This is a genomic window from Lysinibacillus sp. GbtcB16 (genome assembly GCF_019091145.1).
GTDB classification, from domain to species: domain Bacteria; phylum Bacillota; class Bacilli; order Bacillales_A; family Planococcaceae; genus Lysinibacillus; species Lysinibacillus fusiformis.
Map to the genome: position 1 here is coordinate 492,969 of NZ_JAGXJV010000002.1, position 15,053 is coordinate 508,021.

General features: G+C 37.8%; 17 protein-coding genes. 14 read left to right on the top strand and 3 right to left on the bottom strand.

The features are described from left to right. Positions 1 to 389: 389 nt before the first annotated feature. Complete coding sequence (locus tag KVT27_RS14310; protein WP_254636147.1) at positions 390 to 2,441, bottom strand: serine hydrolase domain-containing protein; 2,052 nt, start codon at positions 2,439 to 2,441, stop codon at positions 390 to 392. Between the two features lie 313 nt (positions 2,442 to 2,754). On the opposite strand from KVT27_RS14310, the gene KVT27_RS14315 reads away from it, so the two are divergent. The 12 genes from KVT27_RS14315 (at position 2,755) to KVT27_RS14370 (ending at position 12,717) form a co-directional block, all read left to right on the top strand. After that, positions 2,755 to 2,913, top strand: coding sequence for a hypothetical protein (locus KVT27_RS14315; protein WP_158499484.1), 159 nt, complete (start codon positions 2,755 to 2,757; stop codon positions 2,911 to 2,913). A 337-nt stretch (positions 2,914 to 3,250) separates the two neighbouring features. After that, positions 3,251 to 3,883, top strand: a complete 633-nt coding sequence (gene ccpN, locus KVT27_RS14320) for a transcriptional regulator CcpN (RefSeq protein WP_008178461.1) — start codon at positions 3,251 to 3,253, stop codon at positions 3,881 to 3,883. Between the two features lie 17 nt (positions 3,884 to 3,900). Continuing rightward, positions 3,901 to 4,713 carry a pyruvate, water dikinase regulatory protein gene (locus KVT27_RS14325; protein ID WP_008178459.1) on the top strand — a complete coding sequence of 271 codons (813 nt, stop codon included), beginning with the start codon at positions 3,901 to 3,903 and terminating at the stop codon, positions 4,711 to 4,713. 215 nt (positions 4,714 to 4,928) lie between these two features. Beyond that, a complete protein-coding gene (gene dnaG, locus KVT27_RS14330) occupies positions 4,929 to 6,755 on the top strand; it encodes a DNA primase (protein ID WP_233301486.1) in 1,827 nt (608 codons plus the stop codon). A gap of 32 nt (positions 6,756 to 6,787) precedes the next feature. Then, positions 6,788 to 7,915, top strand: a complete 1,128-nt coding sequence (gene rpoD / locus KVT27_RS14335; protein WP_004227165.1) for an RNA polymerase sigma factor RpoD — start codon at positions 6,788 to 6,790, stop codon at positions 7,913 to 7,915. A gap of 232 nt (positions 7,916 to 8,147) precedes the next feature. After that, a complete protein-coding gene (locus KVT27_RS14340; RefSeq protein ID WP_036127169.1) occupies positions 8,148 to 8,714 on the top strand; it encodes a hypothetical protein in 567 nt (188 codons plus the stop codon). Between the two features lie 302 nt (positions 8,715 to 9,016). Next, on the top strand, positions 9,017 to 9,376 hold the full coding sequence (gene cccA, locus KVT27_RS14345) for a cytochrome c550 (protein WP_008178451.1): 360 nt from the start codon (positions 9,017 to 9,019) through the stop codon (positions 9,374 to 9,376). Positions 9,377 to 9,540: 164 nt separating this feature from the next. Beyond that, positions 9,541 to 10,233: a tRNA (adenine(22)-N(1))-methyltransferase gene (locus tag KVT27_RS14350; protein ID WP_036127168.1), complete on the top strand. Its 693-nt coding sequence runs from the start codon at positions 9,541 to 9,543 to the stop codon at positions 10,231 to 10,233. A 1-nt stretch (position 10,234) separates the two neighbouring features. Further along, positions 10,235 to 11,356 (top strand): Nif3-like dinuclear metal center hexameric protein, encoded by a 1,122-nt coding sequence (locus KVT27_RS14355; protein WP_036127167.1) that lies wholly within the window; start codon positions 10,235 to 10,237, stop codon positions 11,354 to 11,356. Between the two features lie 15 nt (positions 11,357 to 11,371). Further along, positions 11,372 to 11,596 (top strand): hypothetical protein, encoded by a 225-nt coding sequence (locus KVT27_RS14360; protein ID WP_036127164.1) that lies wholly within the window; start codon positions 11,372 to 11,374, stop codon positions 11,594 to 11,596. A gap of 109 nt (positions 11,597 to 11,705) precedes the next feature. Further along, positions 11,706 to 11,954 carry a DUF2164 domain-containing protein gene (locus KVT27_RS14365; protein WP_036127163.1) on the top strand — a complete coding sequence of 83 codons (249 nt, stop codon included), beginning with the start codon at positions 11,706 to 11,708 and terminating at the stop codon, positions 11,952 to 11,954. Positions 11,955 to 12,177: 223 nt separating this feature from the next. Continuing rightward, positions 12,178 to 12,717 carry an NADPH-dependent FMN reductase gene (locus KVT27_RS14370; protein ID WP_085961723.1) on the top strand — a complete coding sequence of 180 codons (540 nt, stop codon included), beginning with the start codon at positions 12,178 to 12,180 and terminating at the stop codon, positions 12,715 to 12,717. Positions 12,718 to 12,836: 119 nt separating this feature from the next. Here the strand turns inward: KVT27_RS14370 and KVT27_RS14375 are convergent, their stop codons facing one another. Next, the gene (locus KVT27_RS14375; RefSeq protein ID WP_008178439.1) at positions 12,837 to 13,016 is read right to left on the bottom strand and encodes a hypothetical protein; all 180 of its coding nucleotides are present in this window, start codon (positions 13,014 to 13,016) and stop codon (positions 12,837 to 12,839) included. 230 nt (positions 13,017 to 13,246) lie between these two features. Between KVT27_RS14375 and KVT27_RS14380 the strand changes: the two genes are divergently transcribed. Next, on the top strand, positions 13,247 to 13,870 hold the full coding sequence (locus KVT27_RS14380) for a hypothetical protein (protein WP_225316131.1): 624 nt from the start codon (positions 13,247 to 13,249) through the stop codon (positions 13,868 to 13,870). An 80-nt stretch (positions 13,871 to 13,950) separates the two neighbouring features. Here KVT27_RS14380 and KVT27_RS14385 read toward each other — a convergent pair whose 3' ends face one another. Next, positions 13,951 to 14,487, bottom strand: coding sequence for a tubby C-terminal domain-like protein (locus KVT27_RS14385; protein ID WP_036127160.1), 537 nt, complete (start codon positions 14,485 to 14,487; stop codon positions 13,951 to 13,953). Between the two features lie 74 nt (positions 14,488 to 14,561). Here KVT27_RS14385 and KVT27_RS14390 point away from each other — a divergent pair, with 74 nt between their 5' ends. Beyond that, positions 14,562 to 15,029 (top strand): GNAT family N-acetyltransferase, encoded by a 468-nt coding sequence (locus KVT27_RS14390; protein ID WP_036149111.1) that lies wholly within the window; start codon positions 14,562 to 14,564, stop codon positions 15,027 to 15,029. Positions 15,030 to 15,053: the final 24 nt, after the last annotated feature.

Below are 15,053 nucleotides of genomic sequence, written 5' to 3' on the forward strand. Positions count from 1 at the left end.
TAAAACCTCTTTTCAAAAAGTTAGCTCAAGGAGTGCCTTTTCTCTGTTACTATGTAGACTTTCACCATCTTCTACTCGCTCTTGAATGGAACAGATACTTTTTTCCCATCATCGCCTGTATAACGCAATTTGCTCGAACATATAAATAGAGCTAGCGTATGTGTCAACATTGTAGCACGTAGTTCATTGATTCGCAATCATTATTAAACTGTATAGAGAGCATATGTTGTTCTGAAGGCCATAAACCAGTTTTGACGGTCGACAGCCTCGTCACACGAGGGGACTGTTAATTTTGGCTAAATATTGTTTGGGCCTTTTTTAGTCCTCCCAAAAAGCTGTCCCATACGGTCAATCATGACCGAAGGACAGCTTTTTAGATAAGCGGACATTTATTTTTTTAATGAAATCTCAAATTTGGCGTCTACTTCTCCTACAAATACAACTCTACCGTTTTCTGGTAATAAGACTTCGTTTATACCACTAACCACAGTATAGTTCACGCAATTACCTGTTTGGTCATATACAGCAAAGGAGCCCTTGGACGGCATTTTAACTGTCATGATTTTTTCTTTTGCATTTGTTGGTACTGAAAACCATTTAGCATGGCCGTCTGCTTGGATCGTTGTGACAGATTGTTTGCCGGGGTAGAGCGGTTTTACAAGCTCCTCATGACCGTATAAACCTCCTGCTACTGTAAAATATTCTACTCCATTTTTCTTGAAAAATTCAATTTCCATAGTATCTCGACCAGCCATGCCAGGGATTTGTAGTTGGTTAACTGCTTGGTTTGCTCCAATAATTTTATTAGTTAACAAATAGCCTGGAACATCTTTAATCGTATCAATTGTTAAAGTTGGTGCAGAATTAGTGTAGAGCATCGATGAATATTTTTCATTCATTAAATAATATTTTTCCCCTTCACGTTTCTCCCATATGGAAGCTATATCTTTCGTTAAGATATTGGCTTCTAGCTTTTCAGCTTTATACTCGGAGACAGCTGTTTGGGGAAGACCCGGTACATTAAAATACAAGCTGGACCATAAATAGGTGTGTCCATTTTTCTCCTCTATGAACTTTATCTTTTCTGTCCCTTCCTTGTTTACAAATGAACCATCTGCTGTATATGAATACGTTTGGATAGGGTTATCAGGGGCCGTAAGCATAGATACAGACAATTCACCAAGAGAATTAATTTCTATCTTCATTAACGCACCTGAAATACCACCATACATACCTGCATGCTGCGATAACTCCTGGGGCATTTCAGCCTTTATAGGCACGCCATGGGACTTTTTCGGCTTCTGTTCATGAATAATCCCTTTTTCCTGAAGTGCACTAAGCAGAATTTCATTAGCTAACAGTTGATCTAATAAGCTTTGACCTCCTGAAGAGACAACAGCCGCAGCCATGTTGTATTCCGGGAGTACAACTATTGAAGAATGATAAGATAATGTATCTCCACCTTTCGTAAGTGCCTTGATGCCATATTCACTGAATGGGAACAAGCGTACACTGTCCCAGCCAAGCCCGTAAGCGACGAAAGATGGATCAGCTTCCACAGGCCACATGCCTCTTTTGTACTCATCTTGTGTCATGGCTACTACTGATTCACGAGATAGAATATCATCAACTTGTCCTGTGAAGATTTGTGAGAATTTAACGAGATCTTCAGCTGTGGAATAAATGCCACCAGTAGCAATAATATTAGTATTTTCTGCTGGTAGTTGTCCGTTATAGGCAGGGGAGTAGATTCCCGCTAGTTTCGAAGAATCTACAAGATCCTGCGGCGTTTTCGTATGGCTCATTTCTAGAGGCTCTGTCAAATACTTGCTGATAAATGCGGTGAAGCTCATGCCACTCACTCGCTCTATCAAAATCTCAGCTAACGTAAAACCATCGTTACAATAAACCGAAAAAGCTCCCGGATCAGCCTTTAAGTTTTGAGTGGCTAAATGCTCTAGCAAAGAATCGTGTGCATACGTATCGTTATCGTCATATAAAAATGTATTTAGCGACGAAGTTCCTAGCAGGCCAGAGGAATGATTCAGGAGCATACGAGGTGTAATTTGTTTGTAACGGTCGTCTTTCATCGTAAAATCAGATATATAGTTCACCACGGGCAAATCCAAATCTACCTTACCTTCGTCGACAAGCTTCATAACAGCCGCTGTGAGCATCATTTTGCTCGTAGAACCTATACCGTACATTGTATTAGCAGTAAGCGGTCTATTGCCATTTAAATCGTTTTTGCCAGCATGCCCTGAAATGACAATTTCTCCATCATCGATGAGTGCGTATTGCAAACTTGTAGCGCCGTACGTTTCAGTGAGCAGCTTAGCTTTTTCTATGCCTATTTCTTTGGTCGCCTCAAATGTAAGACTGCCGCTGTTATTGACGGCAGTTGTGCCCATTGCAGATATGGGGGCTAGTATTGTTAGCATAAGGATTACAAGGAGTGATGTTCTTTTTCTTCCTGTTCTAGTGCTTATCCTCATTATCATTTGAATTCTCCTTTCATTAGCTGTTAATGGGACCTCTTAACGAGTCCTAAGGAAAGCTTATACAACGGAGATGTACTGCCAGTGACGATAGTATGAACAGAGTATGAACAAGTGAAAAAATGTTACAGTCGACAAGGTGAATTTCGGAAGAGGTGCTTTTATATCATCTCTAGTTTCAAAGTGGAGGAGTTTTTTCAATACGTTTAATTTATTCGTTTAAAAGATGACCTTAAATTTTTTATGATGAGCTCGAATGAACTCTTACCAAAGTGGCAATGACAATCATATGAACTATTATGGAGAACAAAAAAATACTACTTCTCCTCAGCAAGAATCCTTGCATGAGAGCCGTAGTATAAGAATATTGGCTAAAAGTGTTCAACAACCAATTACTGGCCGTAAAGCCTTTTGATAAATGATTTTGGAACTTCGAGGGGAATACGAATAGTTGTAATAGCATGATTAATGATGCTCGTTTATAAGCAATTCATCAAGCTGTGTAGCCTTCATGACAAAAATACAAATTAAAGAAATTACCCTTAAACTAAAATCCTCTACACTTATCCGCCATAACTTAACACAGATTACTGCTATTTTATGCAGTATGTTGTATAATTGAAATACTGCTTTAATTATGCAAAGCATTATTATAACACCTTTTGTATAGAATTAGTGTAATACTTTGCATACCTATCATTCTATAGTATATAATAATTGAGCATAAGTATAACACTATTAGATTTGAGGCGGTGAGTCCAATCGAACTCAATAAACGTCAGGAAAACATTTTACAAATTGTGAAAGAAAACGGCCCTATCACTGGGGAACATATTGCAGAACGTCTCAATCTGACTAGAGCGACTTTAAGACCAGATTTAGCGATCCTTACGATGGCGGGATTTTTAGATGCAAGACCACGAGTTGGTTATTTCTATTCAGGGAAAAAGGCATCCGTTACATTGATGGATAGTATTCACAATTTAAAAGTAAAGGATTTTCATTCAGGCCCTGTAGTTGTCCCAGAAACAATGACGGTTTATGATGCAATTTGCTTTATGTTTTCAGAAGATGTTGGTACACTCTTTGTCGTAGATAAGAATGAGTTTTTGACAGGCGTACTATCTCGCAAAGATTTACTGCGTACAAGTATTGGCACGCAGGATTTAAATAAAATTCCTGTACATATAATTATGACACGTATGCCTAATATTTCGTACTGTGAAAGATCAGATTCTTTGGTTGTTGCCGCGAACAAGCTCATTGAACGAGAAGTTGATTCGCTACCAGTAGTCGAACCACAAGAGGGTGGTTTGACGATTATAGGCCGTCTTACAAAAACAACGATTACACGAGCTTTCTTATCTCTTGCGCAAAATGACTAAATCTGAAGGAGAGCTGCATGAAAAGACTACGCGTATTTGTTGTATCTGACTCTGTGGGTGAAACTGGCGACCAAGTTGCAAAAGCAGTAATTAGCCAGTTTCGACCCGGTCTAGAGAATACTGTTATCCGACGATTTCCACATATTCAATCAGAGGAGCTTATTCGTAAGATTGTTTTCCTTGCAGCACAACAACAAGCATTTATTGTTTACACACTTGTTCGTCAAGAAATGCGAAAGCTATTACGTGATTTATGTGAACAGGAAAAGATACATGCAGTCGATATAATAGGTCCTGCATTACAATCAATGGCAACCTTTATGGAAGAAAATCCATTGGAGACACCTGGAATTGTTCATATGCTTGATGATGATTATTTTAAAAAAATTGAAGCCATTGAATTTGCAGTAAAATATGATGATGGTCGTGATCCCCGTGGATTATTACAAGCTGATATCGTGTTGGTAGGCGTATCTCGAACATCAAAAACGCCCCTTTCACAATATTTAGCACATAAAAAGTATAAGGTGGCGAATGTTCCTTTAGTTCCTGAAGTAGAACCACCTGAAGAGCTATTACAGTTGGACCCTAAAAAATGTTTTGGTTTAATCATCTCTCCTGAGAAGTTAAATTCTATAAGGAAAGAAAGATTAATGTCTCTCGGATTAAATGATGATGCCATTTATGCGCAACATAATCGTATTTTAGAAGAGATTCAACATTTTGAAAAAATTGTCGGCAAAATAGGCTGTCGAGTAATAGATGTGACTAATAAAGCAGTGGAAGAGACAGCAAATACTATCATAGAACATATTTTGACTTGCAAATAAATTGTACGAAAATAAACCACCTCGGTGATAGAGGCGGTTTTTTTGAGTGGATTTTGAAATTAGTATAGATAAAAACTAATTTTTGTTTTATAATAATAAAATTGTGGTAAAAATATTTATAAGAGAAAAATCCTAATTTTTTGTCGAGAAATAAAGGAATTTTAAAACGAATAGCGAATTGTGTTTCTAGAACGTAATTATTAAAGATGGTGATGATGGATTTGGCAGGGAAGATTCCAGAGGAAGTAATTGAACAGATTCGTACACAATCGGATATCGTTGATGTTATTAGTGAATACATGCAGCTGACCAAGCGTGGGCGAAATTGGTTTGGCCTCTGTCCATTCCATGGAGAACAAACACCGTCTTTCTCTGTTTCAACGGACAAGCAAATATTCCATTGCTTTGGATGTGGTGCAGGGGGAAATGCCATTACTTTTGTAATGGACATTGAAGGCATATCTTTTCCTGATGCTGTTGTGAAACTTGGAGAACGAGCTGGCATACATTTAGATGTTGAGCCAAGTTTTCCTGGGGGAACAAAAAAGATTTCTAAAGCGGAAGAAAGGATGAAAGAAGCACACGCTTTTACAGCAGATTTTTTCCACCATCTACTGTTAAATACAGAGGATGGCGAAGAACCTTTAAATTATTTGCTAGAAAGAGGATTTACAAGGGAGCTTATAGAATCTAATAACATCGGTTGGTCTCTCCCAAGCTTTGACGCCCTAACAATATTGCTTGAAAGAAAAGGTTATAACTTACAAGAAATGGCGGAAAGTGGGTTAATTATTAAGCGAGAGGGAGAAGAACGTTATTTTGATCGTTTTAGAGGAAGGATCATGTTCCCGATTCGAGATGAGAATGGTAAAATTATTGCCTTCTCAGGACGAATACTTTCATCAACAGGTGAGGAAGCGAAATATTTAAATAGTCCAGAATCACCAATATTTCAGAAAAGTGAAGTGCTCTATAACCTAGATAAAGCACGAACTTCTATCAGAAAAAATCGTCAAGTAGTATTGATGGAAGGTTTTATGGATGTGTTAGCAGCTAACTCTGTAGGTGTTATGAATGCCGTAGCAACAATGGGTACCTCGCTAACAAATCAGCATATCACAAAGCTTAAGCGCTTAGTTGAGCAAATTACGATTTGCTATGATGGTGATAATGCTGGATTTGATGCAGCGAAAAGAGCGGCGCAGCTTTTGCATACGGAGCGCATGAAAGTTGATATTGCTGTGTTACCAGAAAAATTGGACCCTGATGAATATATTCGCACGTTAGGCGGACAAGCATTTAAGGAACAAATTTTGGAAAACCCTCATGCGTATATTGCTTTTATGATGATGCATGCTAGACGAAATAAGAACTTTCAATTTGAAAATGATACGCTTCAATATATACAAGAAGTCCTTGAACAGCTCATAGGTAGATCGTCGCCAGTTGAACGGGATTTGTATATACGACAGCTATCAAATGAAACAAATATCTCGGAAGAAGCCATTTATGCCCAATTCCGAAAGCTGGAGGCGAATCAGGTACGTTCTGCAAAACCAGAAATGCCGACACAAACGCCTTCAATGCCAGTCACGCAACAACAAAAGCCTATGGATGCAGCTGAACGTGCCGAACGTTTATTACTGGCTCATATGCTTCATAATATAGATGTAGTGGACAGGGTATTACGGAGTGAGCAAAAAGAGCCATTTGTACGAGATGCTTATATGGCTGTTTTTGTTCGCTTAGTAGGATTTTATGAGGAATATGGTCATCCTGATTATCAACGCTTTATGGAGATTTTGGATGACGCTGAATTACGGAAAATTGTTATGGAAGCGGCTTTAGTCGAGCGAGATCCTGATCAAGCAGAGGCAGAGGTTGTGGACTCAATCCGTCAGCTTCAAAAATATAGAATTGAGCAAGAAATTTATCAAAAGATGCATGAGTCAAAGGAAGCGGAGAAGATGCATGAGTATGCACGTGCACTTGAAATCGCCCAACAGATTATTCATTTAAGAAAATCGTTATCGGCGATTTAACCCGATTCGGTTGTTTAGAAGGAGGAAGGTTTATGGCGGACAAGTCAGAACGTTCAAAAGAGATAGAAGTAGAAATTACATTAGATGATGCAAAAAAATTCCTACAAGAAAAAGCAAAAACAGAGGGTGAAATTTCTATGAAAGAAATTTCAGAGAAACTAACACCTTATGAATTGGAAAATGAAGAAATTTTCCATTTTGCTGAGGATCTTGAAAAGCATAAAGACATTCAAATCATTGGAAAAGAAGAATTTGAAGAAGAAAGTCTAATGAAAGAAGAAGCGAACGAAGAGACTTTCGACTTAAATGATTTGAGTGTACCACCAGGTGTTAAAATCAATGACCCTGTACGTATGTATTTAAAGGAAATCGGTCGAGTTGATTTACTATCTGCAGAGCAAGAAATCGCACTTGCTGAACGTATTGAGCAAGGTGATGAAGAAGCACGTAAACGTCTTGCAGAAGCAAACTTACGTCTGGTAGTATCTATCGCTAAACGTTATGTAGGTCGTGGAATGCTATTCCTTGATTTAATTCAAGAGGGGAATATGGGTCTTATTAAGGCCGTTGAGAAATTTGATTACCGTAAAGGGTTTAAATTCTCTACGTACGCTACATGGTGGATTCGTCAGGCTATTACGCGTGCCATTGCAGACCAAGCACGTACAATTCGTATTCCGGTTCATATGGTCGAAACCATTAATAAATTAATACGTGTACAACGTCAACTTTTACAAGATCTTGGCCGTGAACCTTCTCCAGAAGAAATTGGCGAAGAAATGGATTTAACACCAGAAAAAGTACGCGAAATTTTAAAAATTGCACAAGAACCAGTATCTCTTGAAACACCGATAGGAGAAGAAGATGATTCCCATTTAGGAGACTTTATCGAGGATTCTGAAGCACAATCTCCATCTGACCATGCAGCTTATGAATTGTTAAAAGAACAGCTAGAAGATGTCCTTGATACATTAACAGACCGTGAAGAAAACGTACTTCGTTTACGTTTTGGTTTAGATGATGGTCGTACAAGAACTTTAGAAGAGGTAGGTAAGGTTTTTGGCGTAACACGTGAACGTATTCGTCAAATTGAAGCGAAGGCTCTAAGAAAATTACGCCACCCTTCTCGTAGTAAACGTCTAAAAGACTTCTTAGAATAATTTATATAGATGGAGCGATCCTACTAGTGTGAAAATACCTAGTTGGATCGCTCCTTTTTTATACCATTGAAAAGGTAAATAGCCCTGTTATTCCCCAATCTTGTTTCCGCTAATAATAGATAATTAGAATGAAGGGAATGAGAGATTTGCGACTTTATACAGATGTATTTCCGAAGGCTGTGAGATAAAATTGTAATGCAACCATTATTAAGCAATGTTTGGAGTTAACATTATGACGAATCCCCGGAAAAAAATTATTCTAAATGAAATTTTGTTTTGGAAGCAAAATAAGCTATTACCAGAGCACTATTGTGACTTTTTAGCAGCTCTTTATACAGAGGGGGCTGATATAGAGGAGTTAGAACCGGTTCAAGATCCTAAACAAGCAATCTTGCCATCTGAAAAAAGAAAGATGTTTCTTTTGGTAGCAAGTCTATGTATCGCTATAATAGCTGTTTTGGCTATCTATTTTACAATAAAGTCATTAACACTGATTTTAACCGTTGTCGTAGGTATAGGTGCATGCATATTATTTATCGCTGCGTTCCAAATGGCGAAAAAAAAACATCTATTAGCTCCTATATTTCATTTACTTGCCGCCATCCTATTATTTAGTATATCTATCCGTGTGTGCACTACATATTTTAGTGGAGATAATATTGTTTTATTTTGCTTGATTGCCGCCAATTGTCTTATTTGGCTTTGGTCAGGTATTAAAATGAAGCTACTCTATTTCACAGTCTCCGGTGTTTTAGGATTACTAGCACTGATTGGCTATTATATCATAAACTTATTGTAATTTTTTGCCCCTATAAATGATCTGCACACTTTATATCAGGTGTGAGGATTTTTTTATTTTTTTGGTATATGAATGTATGCAAAGGGTATGATAACAGTATGAAAAAAAGTTGTGAAATTGACCAAAATTTGGTTTGGCAAGACATATTTTATCCAATAGATACAGAAATGTCGAATTTGTTACAAACAAAGGACAACTTAGCGAATAGGGCTTTTCGTTTCTTTGTTAATGAAGTACAATATTAGATGTTGACTGATTCTATATTATAATAGAAGTAGACTTAAAATGAGGAGGGGAAACTTATGAAAAACAATCCAGTCGTTCCTTACATCTTAATTCTGGCATTTGGTATTGGTCTTATTTTCTTCATGTCTTTACAAGGTGCAGATAACAAGAAAGAAATTGCTGCTGAACATGAGGGCGGTGGCGAAACTACTGAAACTACAGACGCAAATGATGATGGTGCTGCTCTAGTACAATCTTGTATCGGTTGTCACGGTGGTGATTTAACTGGTAGTATGGGTCCAAACCTACATGGCTTAGATGAAGCCCATATCGTTGAAGTTTTAACAAAGGGTATCGAAGGTACTCCAATGCAACCAAACATGAAAACTGAAGCAGAAGCAAAAGCTATTGCTGAATACATTTCTACTTTAGAATAGTATGACTGACAAGTAGCTGTACTGAAATAGTACAGCTACTTTTTAAATGTAAAGAATCATGAAATGGGGTTGTCCACATGAATACTGTGAGACGACTCCATTTGTTTTTTTTCACGACATCATCCATACTAGTAATGGACTCTATTTAAGGTAGGCGGTAAAAAATGAACGCACAAAAACTTTCGAAGCGATTAGAAATGGTAGCAAAATTTGTTCCCACAGGAGCGGTAGTAGCGGATATAGGTAGTGACCATGCCTATCTGCCATGCTATTTAATTCATCAAGGAATAGCTTCTTCAGCAATAGCAGGGGAAGTAGTAGCAGGCCCCTATGAATCAGCAGTGGGACAAGTACAAAAAGAAGGATTAAACAAAGAAATTACGGTACGTCTAGCAGATGGATTAGCAGCAATAGAATTGACTGACCATGTCGATACAGTAACGATTGCTGGAATGGGTGGTCCCTTAATTGTCTCTATTTTAGAGAAGCATCCTGAAAAGCTGCAAGGTGTCACACGTCTCATTTTACAACCGAATATTCATGCAAAGGTGATCCGTGAGTGGGCTTTAGCACATAATTGGGCTATTCTCGATGAAGAAATTTTAGAGGAAGATGATAAAATCTATGAAATTCTTGTGTTGCAAAGAGCACAAATGGAGCTTTCGCCAGCAGAGATTTTATTTGGTCCTAAATTAAGTACCCGTAAAGCACCAGCATTTATAAAAAAATGGACGCGTGAAAAAGAAAATTGGCAACGTGTGTTACAATCCATAAAAGATGCAGAACAAACACCTGAAATTGAAGAAAAACGTGCAGAGTTATTGGCTCTTATTCAATTAGTAGAAGGAGTTTTGTAAAATGAAGTCGGTAAATGGTCAAGAAATTATTCAAGTATTCGAATCATGGTCGCCTAAAAAACTGGCTTGCATGGAGAATGATCCAATCGGTTTAGCGATTGGTACACTCAATAAACCTGTTAGCAAAGTATTAGTCACTTTAGATGTCAATGAAGCTGTTGCGAATGAGGCCATTGAAAAAGGATGTGAGCTGATCATTGCACATCATCCTCCAATTTTTAGACGTCTAGCGAATATTCGTACAGACGATCCAGCAGGGCGCTTATATGAAAAGCTCATTAAACATGATATCGCTGTTTATGCGGCGCATACAAATTTAGATGTAGCTGAAGGTGGAGTTAATGATTTATTAGCAGATGCGCTTCAACTACAGGACCGTACAATACTAGAAGAAACGTACTCAGAACATCTTTTAAAGCTTGCTGTTTTTATCCCGTCTGCAAATGCTGAGGATTTACGCGAGACGCTAGCAAAGGCTGGAGCAGGGCGCATTGGAGAATATGAAGCATGTAGTTATACAACTGCTGGAGAAGGACGCTTCCGTGCGTTAGCAGGCGCCAATCCATTCGTTGGGTCAGTTGGTGAATTACATGTTGAAGAGGAAGTAAAGGTAGAAGTCGTATTTCCTGAATCGATGAAAAACCGTGTTTTAAAGGCAATGCTTACTAGTCATCCCTATGAAGAGCCAGCCTATGATGTCATTCGACTTGAACAGCAAACGAATAGAATGGGATTAGGGCGTGTAGGTCACTTAGCTAAAGAAATGACCTTACAACAATTCGCAGAGTTCGTGAAGCAGCAATTACAAGTTCCAGCGGTTCGTGTCGTAGGTGATTTACAGTCGAAGATTAAGAAAGTTGCGCTTGTTGGTGGAGATGGTAATAAGTATATTTATGCAGCGAAACGTGCAGGAGCAGATGTTTTTTTAACGGGTGATATGTACTTCCATACAGCACAGGATGCTCAAGCGATGAATCTGCAAATTGTAGATCCTGGTCACCATGTAGAAAAAGTGATGATTGCAGGAGTAGCGGCGAAAATGACGAAGCTATGTGCGGATAAAAAATATGTGGTTGAATTTGTACAATCAACCATTCATACAGAACCATTTTTATTTGTTTAAGCGAGGGGAATAGATGTGGCTAATGAAAGACCTGCTGGCAATAAGGCTGGTAAACTGTGGATTATAATCGGTTTATTCATCGCTGTTTTTGGTATAGGGATGACGGTTATGACGAATATGATGAATGAAAAGAAAATGGATGCCATGACCGTACAATGTGAAGACAATGGCGGTCAAGCCATTATATCAAAGGAAAAAAACTTCCTTTCCACGAGTTATTCATTTGAATGTAAACAATAATAAAAGGATGAACATTACTAGGTAGTGTTCATCCTTTTTGTATGCAAAGAATAGAAGGATAATGATAAAATGAAGATGACATCAATTAGCAGAAATGGAGAGATATATCTTGTTTATTCGTTTAACTAAAGATCAGCAAGAAATGATAGTGGCTGATATTCAGCGATTTTTCTACACTCATCGAGATGAAGACATTAGTGAATTTGAAGCAGAGCGTGTGTTAGATTTTATCAAGGAAAATATCGCTCCATATATTTATAATGCAGCAGTATCAGACGCAAAATATGTAGTGGAAAGACAGTTTAGCTCCATGGAGGAAGAACTGGAGGCGTTGGAACAGCCCATTAAATTAAAGTAATGAGGGAGTTCAAAAAGTTTCGCATTTAAATAATTGACAGAAAATAAAAATATATGGTAATTTAATCTTGAATTAAAGACTATTTAATTCGAAGTATTCATAGCGACTACATAGAGTCCATGAATAAAGCTGTATGTATCTGGCCAAAATGGTTACGAGTGTTGTTCACGTACATGGAATGACGATGATTTCACAAACTGAATGGGAAAACGAGGAGGGTCATATGTTAAAAATCGGTATTATTTTAGGAAGTACGCGAGAAGGTCGTGTTAGCCCACAAGTTGGAGCGTGGGTAAAGGAAGTCGCAGAAAAACGCCGTGATGCGGAATATGAAATAATTGATATCGCTGATTTTAAATTACCGTTTCTTGGAGAGCCAGGGGGAGATACTTCTGGAGTAGCGACATGGTCAGAGAAAGTAGCTGCATGTGACGGCTTTGTCTTTATTGTAGCAGAGTATAACCATTCCATCACAGGTGCACTAAAAAATGCATTAGACTTTTTACGAGTAGAATGGAACAATAAAGCTGCGGGTATCGTTTCCTATGGTTCAGTTGGAGGAGCACGTGCTGCGGAGCATTTAAGAGGGATTCTTGGAGAATTACTAGTTGCTGATGTTCGAGTTCATCCAGCTTTATCATTATTTACCGATTTTGAAAACGGCTCAGTCTTTAAGCCAAAAGAGGTGCAGGCGGATTCAGTTCATCAAATGTTAGATCAGCTTATTCCTTGGTCAACAGCTTTAAAAACAATTCGATCATAATGTTGTGACACTAGGCACATTAAAGTACTTATTGTCTTTCTTAAAAGCAAATATATAGACAGCCGCTTTCAGCTAAATTAGTAGCATGGAAGCGGTTGTTTTTGTTGGAATTATTCCTATTAATGTTCGATTTCTTCAATAACCTTCTCTTTCAAATCTGCATCCATAGAGGATAGTTTGACCGTATTTGAGAGTCGTTCCTTTAATTCCTTATCTGTCAAAATGCCACGCTCTTTTAGAATTTGTACGAGTAGATTCAAGGTCATAATATTTTTAATTTCCGCTGCTTTTGCATCCATTTAAAACCCTCCAAAAATATAGAATTACTACCCCTTAAGTGTACTCCTTTTTAAAAATCATGACACAAAAAGGACAAAACATAGCTAATTTATTTCGTGTTCCGGAATATGTGAGGGAAATTAAGCAGTGTCAGAAATGGTTTATTTCATAGTAACGATAAAACAGTGATAGAAAACGGTGAATATTGTATTTGCAGAGCTCATACCTTCCTAACAGGGGGGATTTCATTGTGAAACGGATAGGAGTCGTTACAGGATTAATGCTGGTCATTATCGCGATCATCATCCTGTTTAATAAATATGAAGATGGTAAGCCTTTAGAAGCCAATTTCGAGAAAGGACCAATAATTACGAAAGAAGAGTTGAGTTTATCACTATTAAAAGATAAGCTGCTTGAAAAATACGTCGGTATAGATGTTAAAACAACTGCGGAAAAGGAATTGGTCATCCAAATTGTAGGGGGAGAAGAGTATGTTCAGTCGGTTAAAACAGACATGGAAGCTATTGCAAAAAGCGTTATAAAAACTTCTGCCTTAAAGGATTACCCGATTGTCTTTGAAAGATGGGAATTTACATCATTGCTGGATGGTAATAAAGCGATGGGCAATGATATTAATCTATTAATCGAAGATTTAATAAAAGGGCTACAATCTTTTGATGTATACGAATACTTAATACTAGAGAATCGAACAACCATTACGATTCAAACAACTATAAAAGGTGACAATGCGGAGGCACTTCAACTAGCGACTAAGATGGAAGGTGCAGTAAAAAAAATTGTCCAAACGAATGTGAGTCAAAGCGATTCCTATGTCATTCATATATTAAATGGGGAGCGAGAAAAAATAAATTGAAAAGGCATCGAGATTTTAAATCTGGATGCCTTCTTTTTTGCTATGTAAGCTCTTAATGTGAAACTAAATTCATGACTCATTTACTTACTCATGGCAAATAAAGCTTGATAGAGTGTTGCGAGGAGTGCCACAAAGTGCATATCATCAGCTTGGAAAAGTTTAAACATTAGCCCCGTCCGTATGAGCTCAGTCTCTATTGGGCTTGCACTGGCAATTTTCTCATCATTACAATATAAATAGGCTGTAGCAGTAAAATCCCTTTCAAAACGAAATGCCAAATTGTCCATAGTAAAGGTGTACGAGGATTCTAATAATTGAACTGTTTTTCGGACAATCGGTATGGTGCTACCATCAGGCATAACGAGCTGATGACTGACCCCTTTTGTTAACAGAGTAGATTGTACTTGAAAAAGGGGGGCACCTAAAGTTGTTCGTGTTTCATAACGATAGGGTAAAGTTTGCTGTGCCGCAACTAATAATACGGCATTTAAAACTTTACCAGTAGAAGAACGCTCTACTTTCTGAAGCACACACACTGTTTCGTTGTTTTCATTGATAATAGGAATATTAGAAAAGCTTTTAAAGGCCTTAGGATAGTGAAGTGTAAATGTTGCCATAAAGAAACCTCCATTCATTATGTATACGAGTATGTCATTCCAGAGGTTTCACAAAATTACAGGAGGATAAAGTTTTGAGCTATTGTTTTCTACCAATTTCACAAGAACAAGCAGAAGATATCGCTTATAATTGGCATTATGAGGGTGACTATTCTTTCTATGATATGGAGGCTGACCAGGAGGATTTACAAGCATTTCTCAACCCGTATACAAGAGGAAATGTTTTTGCGGTCTTAAAAAAACAAGAACTAGTTGCTTATTTTAGCATTATGACGGTTGCTGACCAAACGATGGAGATTGGCTTAGGCATGAAACCTAGTCTTACAGGAAAAGGCCTAGGCTATAATTTTTTTAAAAATGCTATTGATTTTGTCTTGGCAAACTATCCATGCGAAATGATTACCTTATCGGTCGCCACATTTAATCTACGAGCAATCAAGCTATATCGCAAGGTAGGATTTCAAGACGCTCATACTTATATGCAAGCAACAAATGGTGGTGTCTATGAATTTCTAAAAATGGACTATATAAAAGGCTACTAAGGAGAGACAAGTATCTCGCTTTCA